This is a genomic window from Cystobacter fuscus (assembly GCF_002305875.1).
GTDB classification, from domain to species: Bacteria; Myxococcota; Myxococcia; order Myxococcales; family Myxococcaceae; genus Cystobacter; species Cystobacter fuscus_A.
The window spans coordinates 8,591,220-8,609,398 of sequence record NZ_CP022098.1 but is presented as its reverse complement, the minus strand read 5'-3'; the positions used below and the strand labels follow the sequence as shown (position 1 = coordinate 8,609,398).

15 protein-coding genes and 1 tRNA gene are annotated in these 18,179 nt (G+C 68.0%); 8 read left to right on the top strand and 8 right to left on the bottom strand.

The window, feature by feature from the left end; all coding sequences use genetic code 11:
• Window positions 1–10: 10 nt before the first annotated feature.
• The 6 genes from CYFUS_RS34645 (at window position 11) to CYFUS_RS34620 (ending at window position 9,635) form a co-directional block, all read left to right on the top strand.
• The gene (locus tag CYFUS_RS34645; RefSeq protein ID WP_095989116.1) at window positions 11–2,245 is read left to right on the top strand and encodes a hypothetical protein; all 2,235 of its coding nucleotides are present in this window, start codon (window positions 11–13) and stop codon (window positions 2,243–2,245) included.
• Window positions 2,246–2,251: 6 nt separating this feature from the next.
• Window positions 2,252–6,037 carry a DUF6603 domain-containing protein gene (locus CYFUS_RS34640; RefSeq protein WP_095989115.1) on the top strand — a complete coding sequence of 1,262 codons (3,786 nt, stop codon included), beginning with the start codon at window positions 2,252–2,254 and terminating at the stop codon, window positions 6,035–6,037.
• 28 nt (window positions 6,038–6,065) lie between these two features.
• Complete coding sequence (locus tag CYFUS_RS34635) at window positions 6,066–8,018, top strand: hypothetical protein (RefSeq protein ID WP_095989114.1); 1,953 nt, start codon at window positions 6,066–6,068, stop codon at window positions 8,016–8,018.
• Window positions 8,019–8,167: 149 nt separating this feature from the next.
• The gene (locus CYFUS_RS34630) at window positions 8,168–8,566 is read left to right on the top strand and encodes a c-type cytochrome (protein WP_095989113.1); all 399 of its coding nucleotides are present in this window, start codon (window positions 8,168–8,170) and stop codon (window positions 8,564–8,566) included.
• Between the two features lie 47 nt (window positions 8,567–8,613).
• Window positions 8,614–9,153, top strand: a complete 540-nt coding sequence (locus CYFUS_RS34625; RefSeq protein WP_095989112.1) for a cytochrome c — start codon at window positions 8,614–8,616, stop codon at window positions 9,151–9,153.
• Between the two features lie 17 nt (window positions 9,154–9,170).
• The gene (locus CYFUS_RS34620) at window positions 9,171–9,635 is read left to right on the top strand and encodes a cupin domain-containing protein (protein ID WP_095989111.1); all 465 of its coding nucleotides are present in this window, start codon (window positions 9,171–9,173) and stop codon (window positions 9,633–9,635) included.
• Between the two features lie 4 nt (window positions 9,636–9,639).
• On the opposite strand, the gene CYFUS_RS34615 is transcribed toward CYFUS_RS34620, so the two are convergent.
• Window positions 9,640–10,041, bottom strand: coding sequence for a hypothetical protein (locus CYFUS_RS34615; RefSeq protein WP_095989110.1), 402 nt, complete (start codon window positions 10,039–10,041; stop codon window positions 9,640–9,642).
• Window positions 10,042–10,154: 113 nt separating this feature from the next.
• Window positions 10,155–11,324 (bottom strand): Omp85 family outer membrane protein, encoded by a 1,170-nt coding sequence (gene omp85 / locus CYFUS_RS34610; protein ID WP_095992410.1) that lies wholly within the window; start codon window positions 11,322–11,324, stop codon window positions 10,155–10,157.
• A gap of 161 nt (window positions 11,325–11,485) precedes the next feature.
• Between omp85 and CYFUS_RS34605 the strand changes: the two genes are divergently transcribed.
• Window positions 11,486–13,072: an alkaline phosphatase family protein gene (locus CYFUS_RS34605; protein WP_095989109.1), complete on the top strand. Its 1,587-nt coding sequence runs from the start codon at window positions 11,486–11,488 to the stop codon at window positions 13,070–13,072.
• Window positions 13,069–14,151 (top strand): lysylphosphatidylglycerol synthase transmembrane domain-containing protein, encoded by a 1,083-nt coding sequence (locus tag CYFUS_RS34600; RefSeq protein WP_095989108.1) that lies wholly within the window; start codon window positions 13,069–13,071, stop codon window positions 14,149–14,151. Before CYFUS_RS34605 ends, CYFUS_RS34600 begins: the two co-directional genes overlap by 4 nt.
• Before the next feature lie 50 nt (window positions 14,152–14,201).
• Here CYFUS_RS34600 and CYFUS_RS34595 read toward each other — a convergent pair.
• From CYFUS_RS34595 to iscU, 6 genes are all read right to left on the bottom strand, one after another.
• Window positions 14,202–14,285 (bottom strand) — tRNA-Leu (locus tag CYFUS_RS34595).
• Between the two features lie 102 nt (window positions 14,286–14,387).
• Window positions 14,388–14,765, bottom strand: a complete 378-nt coding sequence (locus CYFUS_RS34590; protein WP_095989107.1) for a 2Fe-2S iron-sulfur cluster-binding protein — start codon at window positions 14,763–14,765, stop codon at window positions 14,388–14,390.
• A 1-nt stretch (window position 14,766) separates the two neighbouring features.
• The gene (gene hscA, locus CYFUS_RS34585) at window positions 14,767–16,611 is read right to left on the bottom strand and encodes a Fe-S protein assembly chaperone HscA (protein WP_095989106.1); all 1,845 of its coding nucleotides are present in this window, start codon (window positions 16,609–16,611) and stop codon (window positions 14,767–14,769) included.
• Window positions 16,608–17,237, bottom strand: coding sequence for a Fe-S protein assembly co-chaperone HscB (gene hscB / locus CYFUS_RS34580; protein ID WP_232536976.1), 630 nt, complete (start codon window positions 17,235–17,237; stop codon window positions 16,608–16,610). The genes hscA and hscB overlap by 4 nt, the downstream gene beginning before the upstream one ends.
• An 88-nt stretch (window positions 17,238–17,325) precedes the next feature.
• A complete protein-coding gene (locus CYFUS_RS34575) occupies window positions 17,326–17,721 on the bottom strand; it encodes a HesB/IscA family protein (protein WP_095989105.1) in 396 nt (131 codons plus the stop codon).
• Between the two features lie 36 nt (window positions 17,722–17,757).
• Window positions 17,758–18,159, bottom strand: a complete 402-nt coding sequence (gene iscU, locus CYFUS_RS34570; RefSeq protein WP_095989104.1) for a Fe-S cluster assembly scaffold IscU — start codon at window positions 18,157–18,159, stop codon at window positions 17,758–17,760.
• Between the last annotated feature and the right edge of the window lie 20 nt (window positions 18,160–18,179).

Sequence of the window (18,179 nt, the reverse complement as noted above, 5' to 3'; positions counted from 1 at the left end):
GAAGCCCATCATGGCCCAGGCATTCGCGTTCCAATTCAACCTTCCCCTCCCGGACTCGAGCGACACGCTCACCAACGTCCTGTTCATCAACGAGTCTCCAGAGGAGAGCGACACCCTCGAGATCGAATCCAAGCCCCACTCTGGCGTCACCATGACGCTCAAGAACGTGAGCGACATGGTGGTGAGCAGCTCCAACCACCATTTCAAGCTCACCTTCCGTCCCGACACGCTCGTGCGACCCGAGGAGCTCCTCCTCGACGCCTCTCATGACGGACAGTGGGGACTGCTCTGTGAGATCGAGAAGCGTGTTCCGACCTCGGCTGACGAGTACGCGCTGGGCGACGTCTATCTGTATGTCCTCTACAAGGGCGCAGCGCCGCTGGAGGTGAAGCCCAGCACTCCCCTGGCGCTGACCTTGAAGAAGGTGGGGGCGGTCGCCGGAAAGGGCACGCGGCCCACGCTCGCCCAGCTCATCCTGCACCGATACGAGACCTACGTGACGCTCAGCGGACCGGATGACGAGTACAACCGCACCGAGAACTCCGACCTCGGCCTCATCAACATGAGCATGGGCGGCGCGTCGGCTCCCTCCCTGGAGGCGGAGTTCAGCAGCTCCAACATCGTCCTGAATGATGGACATACCGACAACCACCTGGTGCTGCGCATCGTCAACACGGGCCTGGTCCCCATCCTCCTGACGCCTGGCACGGGCGGGGAGTCGGTGAGCCGCTTCACCGTCCGCTTCGAGTCCAGCGAGGACACCTCGCACCTCTGGGCCCTGGGGACGTCCTCCCAGGTGTCCAGCATCCTCATCCCGGGCAAGCCAGACCACACTGGAACGGACCCGGACTGGCCCGGCCACGCCCTCTGGAACGTGGAGGGGCCCAACCAGTTGGGGGAGTGGACGCTCACGCCCAAGCCCGGCAACACCACCCTGGACAAGGGGATGGCGATCGAGGTGCCCATCTCGAAGGTCAAGACGGGCCACGCCACGGGCCGCTCGGCGCTGCTCGTTCGCTACGGCGGGCTGACCGGCTACAGCGACGGTGAGCGCGTGGCGTTCATCCAGAAGCAGCCCTTGAAGTTCGCGGACCAGATGGTCGGCATCGGCACCGGCATCCCGACCAACAAGCTGACGGTGGAGACCGCTGAGGATGCGTATGGCATCACCCACTCGGATGGAACGGTCAAGCTGTCCACACGGCTGCGTGGGACCTCCAGCACCCGAGCGGCCGGGTTTGGAACCCAGACGAACCATGACCTCTTGTTCTACACGAACAACAGCGTCTCATCCCCCGCGATGACGTTGAAGACCGATGGCAGGGTGGGCATCGGCACGAGTGCGCCCAACCACCCCCTCGAGGTGCGAACGGACAGCAATTCCAGCGGGCTCAGCCACACGGACGGAACCCATGTCCTCGCGACCCGTGTGGGATCGCCTGGAGGCGGAATCGGTACGCTCTCGGAGCACAAGCTCAACTTCTTCACGAACAACTCGCTTGCCCAGATGACGCTGACGACCGAGGGCAAGGTGGGCATTGGCACGAACGCACCCGATTATCCCCTCCAGGTGAAGACGGGCACGGGCGAGCACGGGCTCAGCCATACCGACGGCACCCGGACGCTCACCACCTATGTGAACAATGATGGCGGATGGTTCGGCACCAGGTCGAATCACGATCTCCATTTCTTCGCCAACAACAAGACCGAGCCCCAGCTGACGCTGAAGACCAGTGGCAACGTGGGCATTGGCACGTATGCACCCGATTACCCCCTCCAGGTGAAGACGGGTGCGGGTGCGCACGGTCTCAGCCATACCGACGGCACCCGGACGCTCACCACCTATGTGAGCGACAAGGGCGGATGGTTCGGCACCAGGTCGAATCATGACCTTCATTTCTTCACGAACAACCACACCACGACTCCTGAGCTGACCCTGAAGACCGACGGTAAGCTCCTGCTCAAGGGGGAGGCGCCATTCCAGTGCAAGTCCATCACCGTGAACAGAGGCGCCGCCAGCGGTAATACCGGCTTCTCCAAAGACGAGTGGGTGGTCTTCGTCGCTGGATTCTATCTCAATGCCGACGATGACAGCGCTGACAAGGATATCTCCTTCAACTGCTACCCCAAGGTGAGCGGCACCACCTGGCACATCTTCGCTGACGTGGTGCGGGTCAGTGACGACTGGCGTGTCCATGTCATCGCGATCCGGCGCGCCCTCATCACCGGCGACTATTCCTATTGAGATGAGATGCAAACCCGCCGGAACACGGACCGGCGCGTGAACACCTTGAGCAGGGCGAGGATGGCCATGGCATTGCTGGATGACTTGCTGACCAATGAAGGGATTGCCGCCCTGCTCGGTGACGGCCTCGAGTTCGAGCTCGAGACGGCCGATGGCGGCAAGGTCCTCGTCTTGAAGGGCGAGCTCGCCGAGGGAGGAGGAGACACCTCGCCCCTCGTCGTCACCGCGGAGCTGGATGGCATCCGGCTGACGGAGCTGGATGCCCTGACCCAGCTCGTGGGCGGTGTGAGCCTGGACATCATCCCCGCCCAGGTTCCCCTGGCCAACGTCATCGCCCTCCAGGGGTTCGAGCTCATCCTCGAGCAGAATCCCACCCGCCAGGTCAGCTCGGTCACCCTGGAGCTCCAATCCGCCGAGCCCTGGCAGATCATCGACGGGCAGTTCGCCCTGGAGGAGCTGTTCTTCTCCATCACGGTGAAGTCGCCGTCGGATCCCCTGACACGCCAGGTGTTCTGCGAGGCCCGGAGCACACTCAAGCTCGACGATGAGATCCTGCTGAAGGCCGGGGTGGCGCTGCCCTCCATGAATGTCGCCGTTGCCCTGCCCGAGGGACAGACGGCGCCGCTCTCGTCGCTGCTCGCGGGCATCCTGCCGGAGAGCGGTGACCCGTCCACGTTCACGCTCACGGGGCTGGAGGCCATCATCCAACCCCGCGAGCAGAGCTATTCCTTCGCGGCGGAGATCGCGCAGGAGTGGGAAGTGGTGCCGGGGCTCGTGACCCTGACCGGGCTCGGCCTCGACATGTCGAAGGAGGGGGTCAACCGGCCCGAGGTGGAGATCCACGGCTCCTTCGCGCTCGCGGACAAGGAGTTCGTGGTCTCGGCGAGCCGCTCGGGGGGAGGCACCTCCGCCAATCCCACCGCGACCCATTGGGTCTTCGAGGGCGGGCTGGCGGAGGACGAGCAGGTGGAGATTGGAGCCCTCGTTGGGGACCTGACCGGCAAGCTGGGCATCCCCATGCCACGGTTCATCGAGGAGCTGGTCCTCGAGGACCTCTCGGTCACGCTCGACAACACCACGAAGAATCTCTCCGTCCTCAGCGAGTGGGCGTCCACGGGGAAGCTCGCCATCGACTCGCGTCCCAACCTGCCGGCGCCGCTCGGCAAGACGCTGCTCGCGGGCTTCTCCAACCCCGAGGGTGAGAGCACGAGCCTGCGGAAGATGGTCGAGGGCATCTCGCAAGACTTCGCCGCGCTCATCCCCGACGGGCTCACCCTCCAGGTGAACCACGCGCTCTTCGCCTCGTGGCAGCAGCCGCCCACGTCCCTGACGGCCAGGCGGCTCTTTGGCGTGGAGGTCGGCGCGGGTCTGGATCTGTCGCAGCTTCCCCTGGTGGGTCAGAACTTCACGCCAGAAGACGGGGTGAAACTGACCTACCGGATCATGGTGGCCTCCGCCGCGCTCACCCAGCCCGAGGTGAACGCCCTCATCCCCCTGTTCGAGGCCCAGGGCGTGCCCCTGGGCAAGGAAGTGCTCCCCCAGGGGGTGACGCTGCGGGGAGAGCTCCAGATCGGCGACCTCACGCTGCCCATCAACGTCCCGGTCCAGGTGAGCGACAACGGTCAGATCGTCGAGGGTCCCGGAACCCGGAGCGGCATGGAGCCCCAGTGGTTCTCGCTCCAGAAGGCCGTGGGCCCGGTGAGTCTGGAGCGCGTGGGGGTGAAGTTCGACGCGGGCGAGTTGTGGCTGTTGCTCGACGCGTCCCTTGCCCTGGGGCCGCTGTCCCTGGGCCTGTCCGGACTGTCCGTGAGCGCGCCGGTGACGATGAGCTCGCCGCCCCGCTTCCACCTCGAGGGCCTGGCGCTCGACTACCGCACGCCCAATCTGGAGATTGGCGGCACCCTCCTGCGCCGCGAGATGGAGGTGGAGGGCGAGAAGGTCGAGAGCTACGACGGCCTGGCGCTGCTCAAGGCGAAGATGGGCGGCCGGGCCATCTCGCTCAGCGCGATTGGCGGCTACGCGCAGTTCCAGGGCGAGCCCTCGCTGTTCCTCTATGCCGTGCTGGGCGTGCCCCTGGGCGGGCCGCCCTTCTTCTTCGTGGAGGGGCTGTCCGCGGGCTTTGGCGTCAACCGGGCGCTGACGATTCCCACGGTGGACAAGATCAAGGACTTCCCCCTGGTCCGGGAGGCGCTCAGCGGGCAGAACGACATCGGTGACGCGAACAGCCGGGCGGCGCTCCTCCAGGAGAAGGTCGCCCTGCTGTCCACCTATCTCACGCCCAGCGTGGGAGATGGCTTCCTGGCCGTGGGGGTGAAGTTCACCTCGTTCAAGCTGCTGTCGGGGTTCGCCCTGCTCACGGTCAAGCTGGGCGAGCGCTTCGAGGTGCACGTGCTCGGGCTCGCCAACCTGAGCATCCCCTTCGGGGCGGCCAACTCGGGCGTGGACCCCATCGCGCAGATAGAGCTGGCGTTGAAGGCCTCCTTCATCCCCGAGGAGGGCTTCCTGGGCGTCATCGCCCAGCTCACGCCGTCCTCCTACATCCTGTCCAAGGACTGCAAGCTCACGGGAGGCTATGCCTTCTACACGTGGTTGGCGGGGCCGCACGCGGGCGACTTCGTGATCACCGCCGGCGGCTACCACCCGCGATTCCCCGTCCCCGACCATTACCCGCTGGTGCCGCGGTTGGGCTTCAACTGGCGCCTGGGCGATGTGGCCATCATCAAGGGAGGAGGCTACTTCGCGCTCTGTGCGCACGCGGTGATGGCGGGCGGCTCGCTGGAAGTCAGCTTCGAGTCGGGGGATGCGCACGCCACCTTCCGTGCTGGCGCCGACTTCCTGATCAGCTGGAAGCCCTACCATTACGACATCGAACTCCGGGTGAGCATCAGCGCCGGTTTCGGCTTCCTCGGAGATGTCGACGTGTCGGCCGCCCTGCGGCTGTGGGGACCGGATTTCGGCGGCTACGCGGAGATCGACGTCACCCTGTTCTCCTTCACCATCGAGTTCGGAGACCAGGGCAGCGTCCATCCCAAGGCCATTGGCTGGGAGGACTTCCAGAGCGGATTCCTGCCTCCGGGGGAGGAGATCTGCACCCTGGGGGTGACGAACGGGTTGCTGCGGCGGCTGCAGAAGGGGGCGGAGGATCTCTGGGTGGTCAACCCCAAGGACTTCGCGCTCACCACGGATGCCTTCGTCCCCACGAAGAAGGCCGTCCAGGGGGAGGGGAGGCAGGAGATCGGCATGGGAGGTGCCCAGGGGGCCTTCGGCATCCGTCCCATGGCGGTCATGCCAGACGATCTCGAGACGGAGCAGTGGCTCCGGGTCACGAAGCTCACGGACGATGGAGAGCTGGACGTGACGGACTGGTTCACGTTCACGCCGATGACGCGCAAGGTCCCCTCCGCGGTGTGGGGCACGGCCAAGACGGCCTCCGAGGATCGGGTGCTTCCTCCCACCGCGGACGAGCCGGGCTTCGTGGAAGGCGTGGTGACATGCTTTGACGTCCAGATCAAGGCACAGCCCGCACCCGGCCATACCGAGAACATCCGCACGGATGTGCTGCGCTACGACACGACCCCCATTCCAGACGCCTTCCAGTGGGAGCCCATCGCCGCGTTCCAGCCCATCAGCGGAGACGATGCGGCGCGCCGTGAGCGGCTGCGCGAGACGGTGGGACGGAATGACCTCCGTGATCAGCTCCTGAAGGGACTGGGATTCGATCCCGAGCGGGACGTGTCGCTCGATCCGGAATCACTCGCACAAACCTTCGTCGTGGCTCCCCAGGTCCAGTGAGCCGCCCATCCCTTCGAGGAATCCGATCATGACTGGAAAGACCCGCACCGACACCGCCCCGCTCGTCGAGTTCATCCAGTATCACCAGCCCCCGCTCGACAGCGGCACCTACCGCGTGGACCTGACGCAGTCGCTCCAGACGCTCCAGAGCGACAAGGTCTCCACGCCAGCCACCTGGGAGCGCAGCCTCACCTTCGTGGTCACGGGAGAGCGCTTCACCGCGCTCGCACCGAGCGATGTGGCCGGCGTCTTCCCGCCCGAGGGAAGCCTGGGTGACCATCTGAATGTCCTGCCCCACATCACGCTGACCCGCAGCACACTGCCCTGGGAGCGCTCGCCCGACAACGAGGATCCCAATCTCCCGTGGCTCGCCCTCCTGCTGTTCCGGGAGTCGGATTTCAGCTCGCCCGAGGACAAACCGGTCGAGCGCATCCTCCCGCTGCGGGAGCTGGCGTCGGCTCCTGGGGCCACGTTCCCCCCCTTCGAGGAGGAGGTGGGGCAGGACCCGGACGACAGCGTGAGCGTGATCGAGGTGAAGCGGCGGCTGCTCGAGGCGGTGCTGCCCAAGAAGAGCGAGCTGGGTTATCTGGCCCACGTGCGCCAGCTCAAGGGCATGAAGAAAGAAGACCCGTCGGCCAGCACCAATACCCATGCGACCGTGCTCTGCAATCGTCTGCCCCAAGAGGGCGGAACCAGCACGGCCTATCTGGTCTCCGTGGAGGGTCGCTACCATCAAGACTCCGAGGAGTTCGATTTCGGAAGTGCTGGCGAAGAGGCGCTGATCCGCCTCGTGAGCCTGAAGCGGTGGAGCTTCTCGTGCCTGGATCCGGACCAGAGCTTCACCGCGCTGCTCTCGAAGGTGAAGCGGGAGCCGAGCACGCTCAGGCTGACCGAGGCGGTCGAGACCGAAGCGGCTCCGTATCTCGCCCGGGGATGCATCCCCCTGCCGCACGCCCTTCGCCAGGGTGACAAGACGGTCTCGTGGTACCACGGCCCCCTGAGCCCCGGCGACGTGCAGGAGCCGGTGGCATTGCCCGCCCTGGCCGCGGACGAGTTGCTGCGCTACGAGGCGCGGACCGGCATGTTCGACGTCTCCTATGCTTCGGCCTGGGAGCTCGGGCGCCGGCTGACACTGCAGAACCAGGCGGTCTCCCTCGCTCTCTACCAATGGAAGCGCACGGGCCGGCTCGCGCAGCGCCAGGAGGAGCAGCGGTCGCGGAGCGTGTCCCGCATGCCCTTCCGGAGTGTGCGCACCCCGCCCGGGCAACCCGAGGTGGTGAGGAAGTGGTTCGAGGACCTGCGCGACCTGCGCGGCGTGCCCTTCGAATACCTGGTGCCCGACGCGCGGCTCCTCCCCGCCGAGTCCCTGCGGTTCTTCCGGATGGACTGGCGCTGGATGAAGTGCCTGCTGGATGGCGCCAACAGCATTGGCCGGGTGACCGAGGCGGACAGGCGTCTGGAGCTGCGGCGGAGGAGCGCCAGCCCCCTGGAGGAGGCGGAGCGGTTGATCACGGGCTTCCTGCTGCGCTCGTCCGTGGTCTCCGGCTGGAAGGATCTGCTCGTGGATGGCTATGACGTCCTCATCGAGGACAACGCCTTCCAGCCTCCGGATGAGATGTTGAACCTCGCGCGGATGGAGCGGCTGAACGACAACGTGCTCCTGTGTCTCTTCGAAGGCGACGTGAAGACGGTGGACATCCACCTCCAGCCGGAGGCGATGCATTTTGGAGTGGATGCGCCCGTCAACGAGGCGCCGAGGTTCCGCAAGACGCCGCGTGACCGGGACACGGGGAGTGAAATCCTGGAGCACCAGTTCCCCGTCCCCTGGAAGAAGGACGAAGCGCTCGGCGTCATCCACATGGGTGAGCTCGCCCAGAAGCTGCAGAGCGTCCAGAGCCGCTCCGAGTACACGTCCGCACCCCTCGCCCTGCAGATGATCGAGGGGGTGCAAAAGGTGCGCTTCTCACAAGTGACCCCGTAGCCCCCGTCGCGTCCCGACGCGAGGGGGCATTGCCCGGGGGAGCCTCATGCGAGGCTCCCCCGCCCCTTCTCGAGGGCGACACGGTGGCGACGCCCTTCTGGCCCCCTTCCCCTGGTCCTCCCCGCGCCAGTGGTAGTAGAGGAGGGGGCATGCGCAAGCGCTCCAACCGCATGCCCCTCGTCCTTCCGCTGTCCCACACGGTGCTCTTGTCGATGGCCGTGGCCCTCGCGGGTTGCTCGGAGAAGAAGGAGGCGGCGCCCTCCGCTTCCGGAAACACCGCCACCGCCCAGGCGCCACGGCCTCCGGAGGAACTCTTCGCCAGCTTGAAATGCCGCGGCTGCCACGGCGAGGGCGCCATGTTCGCTCCCGCCCTCGTCAACGCGCGGAGCAAGCCCGACGAGACGGTCGCCATGTGGATCCTCGACGCCCAGAAGGTCCGGCCCGGCACGGGCATGCCCAGCTACGCGGACGTCATGTCCACCCAGGAGGCCCTCTCGCTGGCGCGTTGGATCAAGGCGGGCAACCCCGCTGCCGCGGCGACTCCCTGAGGCGGGCAGAAGCCTCCATGTTGCATCACGGTCAGTGAGCCCATTCGATGAAGAACACTCCTTTTCGCGTCCCCCTCGTGCTCGTGGGCTTCCTGTCCGCGGGTTTTGTCTTCCATGCCTCCGCCGCGGAGCCCGAGCCCCAGAAGGCCGCTTCGTCCAAGAAGCCCAAGGCGGAGAAGCCCAAGGCCGAGGCGGCCAACAAGGAGTCGCCTCCCTCCTCGTTGGGCAAGCCGGACTATCTGCCCGAGCAGGCCCGGTCCCTGCTGCGCCAGAAGATGGAGCGGCATGGGCAGGACGCGCGCGATCTCATGTATGGCGTGACGTTGCTCCAGTACGACGTCGCGCGCGCCGCGGCCAAACACATCTCCGCCGAGCCCCGGATCATCCGGCCGCTGCCCGGCGGTGAGGCGGATCTCAACGCGCTCCTGCCCGAGCGTTTCTTCGTCCTCCAGGACGAGGCTCGCCTGCGCGCTCGTGCCGTGAGCGAGGCCGCGGAGAAGCGGGACGACAAGGCGCTCGCGGAGAGCTACGGGCGCCTCGTGGAGACGTGCGTGGCGTGTCACTCGACGTATCTCAACCATCGATGAGTCGGGACGGAGGCGTGATGCGCACCGTGTTCCTGTCGGCCCTGCTGTGTGTGGGCGTGGGCTGTGCCCGCGTCTCTTCCAACCAGCCCGTGCGCTACGTGGTGGACGGCGCGCGGGCCCCCACCTTCCGTATCGCCCAGGGCAAGGGCACCGCGCTGTTGCTCCTCAACGAGGAGACCGGTGCCAGTGCCGCCTCGATGGGCGTGTTGGAACTCCAGGGGGGAAGCACGGTGCCCGAGCATGTCCACGCGGACAGCGTGGAGATGATCTACGTGGAGGAGGGTGGGGCGGAGATGACCGTCGAGGGGCAGGTGATGTCCGTGCGTCAGGGCGACGCCGTCTACATCCCCGCGGGACTGCGCCACTCGGTTCGGGTGGCCGAGAGCACGCCGCGCTTTCGCACCGTGCAGGTGTACGTGGGCCCGGGTCCGGAGGCGCGCTTCCGCCAGGGCGAGCCCGTGACGCCCGTTGTCTCTCCGTAGCCTCCTATTCCGGAGGGTGTTCCCGGTGGGGGCGCTCGGGGTGGCAGGCGCGCTGTTGATCGGGGCCGGTGTGGCACTGGCCCTGGAGCTGCCTGTCGTGGAACGTCACCGTGCAGGCCTCGCCCTCCTGGAGGTTCGCGCAGGCGGCGAGGGCCTCGGGAGGAGGACCGGGAGGACGCGCCGGCCGGCAGGCGAGGGTTTCTCCATGGTGTGACTCGCAGGTGCCCTCGAGCTGGCGATCCGGGAAGTCGATGGTGCAGGTGGCGCCCTGGCTCTTGGCGGCGCAGGCCTGGAGGGCCTCGGGGGGCGGGCCTCGCCGATGCGGCGGTGGCTGTGCGAGCACCGACGCGGAGACCAACGATGCCGCCACGGTGAGCACGGCCTGGAGAGGGAAGAACCGACGCATGGGCTACCTCCTGGGGTGAGGATTCGACGCTCGCCAGTGTCGGTGCCGCATGTTTCCGGGTGATTTCTCTCCCGTTGCGAAGCTTGTTCTTCCGCGCTTGGAGGAGCCGCGGCCTAGAACATGTGGCCGAAGTTGATGTACACGCGGTGGCGCAGCGTCTCCGGGGACATGGCCCAGTCGAAGCGCACCACGGCCGCGCGCCGGGCCACGCGCAGGCCAGCGCCCACGCCCGGATGCACCATCCACCAGGGGCCGTCCGCCACGTCCGGGTGCCACACGCGTCCCACGTCCACGAAGGCCACGCCGCCCGTGTAGACCGGAGCGCCGAACAGGTGGAAGTCGAAGGCGCGCACGCGCAGCTCCGTGTTGGAGAACGCCTTGACGTTGCCCGCGAACCGGTTGCGCTCGATGCCGCGCACGCTGCTCATGCCGCCAATGCCTTCCGAGACGCTCACGCCGCCCGTGTTCACCCACTCGAAGAAGGGCACCTCTCCGAACAGCGCGTCCAGCGTCAGCCGCTGGGCGAGCACCACCCTCGAGCCGAACTGCCAGAAGCGCTTCTCGCTCAGTGTCACGCCCCCGTACTGGTAGCGGCTGCCCGTGGCGGAGCCCGATACGCGCACGCTCAGCTCCTCCACGCCGCCGCGCACCGGGTCCGACTCGTTGTCGCGCGTGTCCCACATCACTCCCGCGGACACCTGTCCGGTGGGCCCGCCCTCGATGCCCACGGGCTTGAGCTCACTGAGCACCGAGGCCTCGAAGGGCGACACCTCGGTGTAGCGCCACGCGTAGCCCACGTATGCCTGCAAGGGGTGGCTCTCGCCGAGGGGCCGCCCGCGCAGGCGCATCCACGCACCGGGCGAGCCCTTCTTGTAGTTGAAGCGCTCCTGGTTCTCGTTGCCGCGGAAGTCCTGCGCGGACACGTTGCCCGCTCCGTAGAAGGGGCTGAGCAGCTCGCGCCGGTACTCCAGGCGCAGCTCCAGGCGCATGGGCCCGATGAGCCGCGGCCCGTCGTAGCGCAGGTAGTGGTTCTGCTGTCCCCGGCTGGTGAACATCGCCTGGATGGCGATGGCATGCCGGTAGGGCACATAGCCGGGCGAGTACAGATAGGCGCCCGCCACGCCGCCATAGGTGATGCCCAGGTCGGAGTTGTAGCTCACCAGGGGGACCACGATGGCGTCCGCGCCCTTCTCCTTCTGGACGGGCGCCTCGAGGGGGGCAGCGGTTGCGGAAGAAGGGGTCGTGGCCAGCGTTGTCAGCAGCAGCAGCGCGGTCGGAAGCATGACGACCCAAGGTGCCATGCCCAGGGGGATGGGGACCATGACCCGACCGAACGGCCCGCCTGGCTGGCCGCTTTGCGGCGGAGCTTTCGAAACACCCCGGTTCGCACGGCTGGCGGCTCCCTCCGTGCACATCTTCCCGGCCGGGGAGGGGAAACGAAACCGTGAACGAAGTCATCAACCCGCAATTGCAGACGTGGGCCCGCGAGTACGTGCGCCGAGTCGGCTCGAAGATGAGCCCTTTGTCCGCTTCACGTCAACGCAAGCTGCTCATCGTCCACCTCGATGGCGTGCCCAAGGCACACCTGGCGAACGCCGTCCGCACCGGACAGATGCCCTTCTTCTCCAGGCTCGTCACCTCGGGCGCCTATGCCATGGACGATGCGTTCTGGGGCTCGCCCGCCTCCACGCCCTTCTTCCAGGCGGGGCTGCTCTACGGCATCCGCCATCCCAACCTGCCGGCCTATAGCTGGTTCGATCGGGAGCTGGGGCGCAAGGTGCAGATGAACACCCCGGCGGACGCGCTCGCCATGGAGTCGCGGCTGGGCCGCGACTCGGGCACGAGCCTGCTGTCCGAGGGCGGCCATGCCTACTTCGCGCTCTTCCGCGCCGAGGCGCGCAACCGGCTGTGCATGAGCACGGTGGCCAGCTACAAGACGATGCTGCGCAGCTTCAAGTACGAGTTCGAGGGCGTGCTGACGGGGAGCACGCGAAAGCCCCTGTCGTACCTGCGCTCGTTCGGCGAGGACGCGTGGAACTCGTTCCGCGAGGTGTACCGGTGGGCGCGCATGCAGCGCGACTGGCGCCACGAGCAGGGCTACCTCGTCAGCCGGATCTTCCTGCAGCGGCTCGGGTGGAGCTTCGCCCACACCAAGGCCATGGTGGACATGATCCGGGGCGTGCCCTCCATCTACCTCGTCTATGGCAACTACGACGAGGTGGCTCATCGCCGCGGCCCCCGCTCGGAGCAGGCGCTCACGGAGCTGCGGCGCGTGGATTCCTACCTCGCCGAGCTCTACGCCGTGTCCAAGGCGGTGGAGCCCGGCTACGACATCGTCTTCCTCACGGACCACGGCCACGTGGACAGCGACGCCATCGAGCGGCGCACCGGCAAGCGCCTGGAGAAGCTCCTGTTGGAGGGGGCGCCCCTGCCGCTGTCCGAGGACGTGCGCCGGGCGTTGCTCGATGGCCGTCCGCTCCTCGAGGAGGTGTCCCTGAGCGGGCCCGAGGAGCCGGTGGTGGTCGAGTCCGGCAACTTCTCGCACGTGTACCTGACGCGGCGGCGCGAGCCGCTGGAGGCCGCGCAGCTCGTGGCGCGCTTCCCGGAGGTGCTCGGCCGGGCCATGCGCCATCCGGACCTGGGCATCGTGGCGGTGCGCCGCCGGGACAAGGCGGTGGCCATCATCGGGGGCCAGGTATACGAGGCGCATCAGATCGACAGCGCGCCCCTGTCCTCGGAGTTCTCGCGCCGCGCGGTGGCGGACTACCTGCGCGAGCTGCCCCACATGCCCACCGCGGGCGATCTGGTGCTCTTCGGCCAGGCGGTCTCCAAGGGCGGCACGGTGGGCTTCGCCTGGGAGTTCGGCTCGCACGGGGGGCTGACGCGCACGGAGACCAACAGCGTCATCTGCTGGCCGCGCGAGCTGCCGGTGGACCTGTCCGCGATGAGCCACTGCACCCAACTGCATGATCGGCTGTCGAGCGTCTACCGCGAGGGGCGCCGAGCGCTGGTGGAGGTCGCGGCGTCATGAAGAACAGGGCGGGGGGCCGAGTGTTCCTCAAGGTGCTGGCGGTGGTGGTGGGCGCGGTGCTGTCCGTGTTCCTCATCTCCAGCGCCTTCTTCCGGTGGAACTTCGGACCGGGCCCCCTGCTCATTCCCCGCTTCTCGCTGGAGGGCTTCATCGAGGATCTGCCCGGGCACCTGCCCTGGCTCATCCCCTTCCTCCTGCTGTCCGCCTCCATCATCCCCTTGCGGGCCGTGCAGTGGCAGACGACGCTGAGCAAGCCCGTGCCCCTGCGCGAGCGCTACCACCTGGTGGCCATCGGCGCCTTCACCCACAACGCGCTGCCCGGGAAGCTGGGTGAGTTCATCCGCTGCTTCCTCCTGTCGCGCACCCAGCGCATTCCCTTCCTCCAGGCCCTGGGCTCGGTGGCGGTGTGCAAGCTGCTGGAGTTCGCGGCGCTCATGGGGCTGGTGGCCCTGTCCTTCCTGGGGCCCTTCGGGGAGAAGATGGCGGAGTTCTCCGGGCCGCTGCGCATCGCCGTGGGGGCGTGCGTGGGCCTGGTGGTGCTGGTGGTGCTGCTGGCCCACTACGCGCTGCCGCTGGCCCGGGCGCTGGGCCGGCGCAACCGGCTGCCCCGGGTGCGCCACCTCCTGGGGCACGTCTCCGAGGGCCTGGGCACCGCGCGCAGCTTCCGGGGCATGGCCCGCACGCTGTTCTTCTCCGTGGGGCCCGTGCTGGCGCCCGCGCTGGCCTACGGGCTGGCCCTGAGGGGCCTGGGCATCTCCGGGGGGCTCTTCGCCGGCACCATCGTCCTGGCGGCGATTGCCCTGGGCCAGAGCCTGCCGGGCGTGCCGGCGGGCATGGGCATCTACTACTTCGTCACGAGCTGGGCGGCGCGCAGCCTGGGGGCCTCGGCCGAGGACGCCGCGGCCTTCGCGGCGCTCACCCACCTGGGCACGCTGCTCAGCCAGGTGTCGCTGGGGGCCGTGTCCGTGCGCATGCGCGGCATCCGCATCAAGGACCTGCGCCGGGGCGGCAGTCTGGCGCGCGAGGCGGCGGGCCACATGGCCCACGAGGCCGTGGAGCCCGTGCACAGCCCCGCGTGAGAGGCGGAAAAAGAAAAAGGCCCCGACTTTTCAGTCGGGGCCTTCTTCAGTGCCCAGGAGAGGACTCGAACCTCCATGCCCTTGCAGGCGCTAGACCCTGAATCTAGTGTGTCTACCAATTCCACCACCTGGGCAGGTGGCTGCTGCTGCATCGCTGCGGCGTCTCGGCGGTGCGTTGCGTCGACGGGGGCGGTGTATAGATGCCTGAACCGTCCCCGTCAAGCAGTTGTTTCAACCTACTTCTTCAGGGGCCATTTTCCCTCGGACTCGAGGCGGCGGCGCACGACGGGGTTCTCGTCCATATAGGCCGAGAGCGACTCCTCGGTGATCTCCACGTGCACGTCCGCCTGGCCGACCTCGCTCTGGCAGGACAGGCGGGAGTAGGGGCGCACGTCGAACCCCATGTCCAGCCGGTCCATCTCCTCGTCCCGCTGCTCGGAGAGCGACTCGAGACCCTTGCGCACCCAGACGTGGCAGGTGGAGCAGGCGCAGACGCCGCCGCAGGAGTGGCCGACCTGGGCGCCGGCCTTCTCGGCGGCGTCCAGCAGCGTGGTTCCCGGCGACACCTCCACGGTGACGTCGTCCAGGGGGCTCTTGAAGTGGACCTTGGGCACGTCAGAACTCCTCGACCGAATGGCCCGCGACGACCCGCGTCACGGCCTGGTTCATGATGCGCTCGACGAAGGGCTTGCAGGCCTCGTCCAGGGCGTGGATGGCCTCCTTGAGGGCCTGGGAGTCCTTGCCCTGGGCCAGCTCGCGCACCCGGGCCATGGCGGCCTCGAGGGTGGGGCGCTCGCCCTCGTCCACGAGCGTGGCGTGCTGCCCGAGCTGCCGCTCCACCTCGGTGAGCACGCGCTCGGCCTCCACGCGCTGCTCGCGCAGCTGGCGCACCTGCACGTCCTCCTCCGCGTTGTCGATGGAGTCGAGCAGCATCTGCTCGATCTCCTCGTCGGTGAGGCCGTGGCTGGGCTTGACGGTGATGGACTGGGTGGCGCCGGTGCTCTGCTCCTTGGCGCTCACCGAGAGGATGCCATCCGCGTCCACCTGGAAGCGCACCTCCACCCGGGCCATACCCGCCGTCATGGGGGGAATCCCACTCAGGGTGAAGCGCGCGAGGCTGCGGCAGTCCTCCACCAGCTCGCGCTCGCCCTGGAGCACGTGGATGTCCAGGCCCGTCTGCCCGTCCTTGAAGGTGGTGAAGACCTGGCCCGCGCCGATGGGGATGGGGGAGTTGCGGGGAATGAGCTTCTCCACGAGCCCGCCCATCGTCTCCAGCCCGAGCGACAGGGGGATGACGTCGAGCAGCAGCACCTCGTCCTGGCGATCCACGTTGGTGAGCAGGTCCGCCTGGATGGCGGCGCCGAGCGCCACCACCTGATCCGGATCGATGTCGCCCAGGGGCTCGCGGCCGAAGGTCTCGGCGACGAAGCGGCGCACGGCGGGTACCCGGGTGGAGCCGCCCACGAGGATGACGCCGTCGAGCTCCGAGGCCGTCACGCCCGCGTCCTTGAGGGCCCGGCGGCACACCGCGCCCGTCTTCTGCAGGAGGGGACGGATCCACTCCTCCACGTCGGTCCGGCGCACCGTCTGCTGGTGCGCGCCCACGGTGAGCAGCGTCTCGGGGCTGTCGGTGAGGGCTTCCTTGGCCTTGCGCGAGGCGGCCAGCACCTCGGCCACCAGGGCGTGGGAGGGGGTGGCCTGGCCGAGCGCCTCCAGCACGCGCTGGGCGATGGCCCGGTCGAAGTCATCTCCGCCGAGCGCCGAGTCGCCGCCGGTGGACTTCACCTCGAAGACGCCGTCCACGAGCTTGAGGATGGAGATGTCGAAGGTGCCGCCGCCCAGGTCGTACACCGCGAAGGTGCCCTGGCTGCCCTTGTCGAGCCCGTAGGCGAGCGCCGCGGCGGTGGGCTCGTTGAGCAGGCGCAGCACCTCCAGGCCCGCGAGCCGGCCGGCGTCCTTGGTGGCCTGGCGCTGGGCGTCATCGAAGTAGGCGGGCACGGTGATGACGGCCTGCTCCACACGGCCGGAGAAGTGTGACTCGGCGCGGCGCTTGAGGGCGCGGAGGATCTCCCCGGACACCTCGATGGGGGTGACGGGCTGGCCGCCGGCCACCTCGAAGCGCACCACCTTGCCGCCGGAGGCGAACCGGTAGGCGCCCAGCTTGCGCGTCTCCGGATCGTCCGGGCCGCGGCCCATGAAGCGCTTCACGGAGACGATGGTGTCCGTGGGGTGCTCGGCGGCGAGCCCCCGGGCGCGTGTGCCCACCACCACGCCTCCATCCCGGCCGTAGTGCACCACCGAGGGCAGCAGGTTGCCGCCGTTCTCGTCCGCCACCAGGCAGCGGGGCTTGCCCTGGATGACGCCCGCCACGAGCGAGTTCGTGGTGCCCAGGTCGATCCCCACCGCATGCCCCTTGGGCTTGAGCGGGTCATGAATCTGCAGGAAGCCGTTCTTGCTCACGCCAGCATCTCCTCCTCGAACGCGTCCACCTGCTCGAGGAAGCGCGTGAAGTACCGCACCCGTCCCAGCGCGTGCGACGCCTTTTTCAGTACCGCCTCGTCCGCGGGCCCCTTCTCGAGCACGCGCAACGCCTCCACCGCCTCCTGGAGGGCCGCCGAGCGCCTCGTCTCCACGTCCCGGGCCATCGCCTGGACGCGCGCCTGATCCTTCGCCTCCATGGCCCCGTCGAGCGCCTCGCGCAGCTCCATCACCTCCTCGAGGAATTCGAGGGGCATGTTCTTCTGGGCGGCGGAGTCCTCGCGGTCCAGGTCCACCCCGTGGAGCGAGAGCAGGTAGAAGGCGCGCCGGGTGGCGTCCTTGAGCGTCTTGTAGGCCTCGTTGAGCGCGGTGGTCTGCTCCAGCGACAGCCGGCGCTCACGCGCCTCGGCCTGGGCGAAGCGGTCCGGGTGCAGCCGCAGGGACAGCTCCCGGTACTGCCGCTCCAGGGCGGCCAGCTCCACGTCCGGGCTCGGGGGCAGGCCGAAGACGGCGAAGTGGGTGGTGCCGGCGATCCGGCCCGCGATCTTCCCGCAGGCGCCGCAGAACGGGCTGCCCCCCGACTCCTTGTCACAGTTCCAGCACTTCACCGGGTGTTTCCTCTCGACGGAAAGAAACGACGAGGGCCCGGCGATTGGCGGCCGGGCCCCCAGGATTGCGTGGTGGGTGTCGCGTGCGTCAGACGGAGAAGCTCTCTCCGCAACCACACGAGCCCTTCACGTTCGGGTTGTTGAGCTTGAACCCGGAGGCCATCAGCGTGGACTCGTACACGATCTCCGTGCCGATGAGGTACAGGTAGCTCTTGGGGTCCACGAAGACCCGCACGCCCTCGCGCTCGAAGATCTTGTCCTTCTCGCGTGGCTTCTCCGCCCACTCCATCACGTACGCCAGCCCCGAGCACCCGCCGCCACGCACCGCGAGGCGCAGCCCCGCTTCGGGCGTCTGCCGCTCCGCGAGCAACTTGCGCAACTGTTCCACCGCGCTGTCATGCAGCGTGATGCCCCGTGCCGGTTTGGCGGCCGGGGTCACAGGCGCCGTCTTCTGGCCCGTCTGCTCTGTCGCCTGCTCGTTCATCACGCGCCTCCTGACTGCTCTTTCGGTTATCCGCGCTCAGGCCAGCTGCTGCCGGCGCGCCTCGCGCTTCTTCTTGAAGTCGTCGATGGCGGCCTTGATGGCGTCCTCGGCCAGCACCGAGCAGTGGATCTTCACCGGCGGCAGCGCCAGCTCGCGCGCCACGTCCTTGTTGGAGATGGTCAGCGCCTCGTCCACCGTCTTGCCCTTCACCCACTCGCTCACCAGGGAGCTGGAGGCGATGGCCGAGCCACACCCGAACGTCTTGAAGCGGGCGTCCTCGATGATGCCCTCGTCGGTGATCTTCAGCTGCAGGCGCATCACGTCGCCGCACGCGGGCGCCCCCACCAGGCCGGTGCCGACGTTGGGGTCCGCCTTGTCGAGCGTGCCGACGTTGCGGGGGTTCTCGTAGTGGTCGATGACTTTGTCGCTGTAGGCCATGGGAACTCCGGGGGGAATGG

Coding starts and splice junctions, on each gene's coding strand:
- CYFUS_RS34645 (WP_095989116.1), top strand. CDS start 11: ATGGCCCAGGCATTCGCGTTCCAATTCAACCTTCCCCTCCCGGACTCG.
- CYFUS_RS34600 (WP_095989108.1), top strand. CDS start 13,069: ATGAAGAACAGGGCGGGGGGCCGAGTGTTCCTCAAGGTGCTGGCGGTG.
- CYFUS_RS34635 (WP_095989114.1), top strand. CDS start 6,066: ATGACTGGAAAGACCCGCACCGACACCGCCCCGCTCGTCGAGTTCATC.
- CYFUS_RS34620 (WP_095989111.1), top strand. CDS start 9,171: ATGCGCACCGTGTTCCTGTCGGCCCTGCTGTGTGTGGGCGTGGGCTGT.
- CYFUS_RS34630 (WP_095989113.1), top strand. CDS start 8,168: ATGCGCAAGCGCTCCAACCGCATGCCCCTCGTCCTTCCGCTGTCCCAC.
- CYFUS_RS34575 (WP_095989105.1), bottom strand. CDS start 17,721: ATGAACGAGCAGGCGACAGAGCAGACGGGCCAGAAGACGGCGCCTGTG.
- CYFUS_RS34640 (WP_095989115.1), top strand. CDS start 2,252: ATGCAAACCCGCCGGAACACGGACCGGCGCGTGAACACCTTGAGCAGG.
- omp85 (WP_095992410.1), bottom strand. CDS start 11,324: ATGCTTCCGACCGCGCTGCTGCTGCTGACAACGCTGGCCACGACCCCT.
- iscU (WP_095989104.1), bottom strand. CDS start 18,159: ATGGCCTACAGCGACAAAGTCATCGACCACTACGAGAACCCCCGCAAC.
- CYFUS_RS34625 (WP_095989112.1), top strand. CDS start 8,614: ATGAAGAACACTCCTTTTCGCGTCCCCCTCGTGCTCGTGGGCTTCCTG.
- CYFUS_RS34615 (WP_095989110.1), bottom strand. CDS start 10,041: ATGCGTCGGTTCTTCCCTCTCCAGGCCGTGCTCACCGTGGCGGCATCG.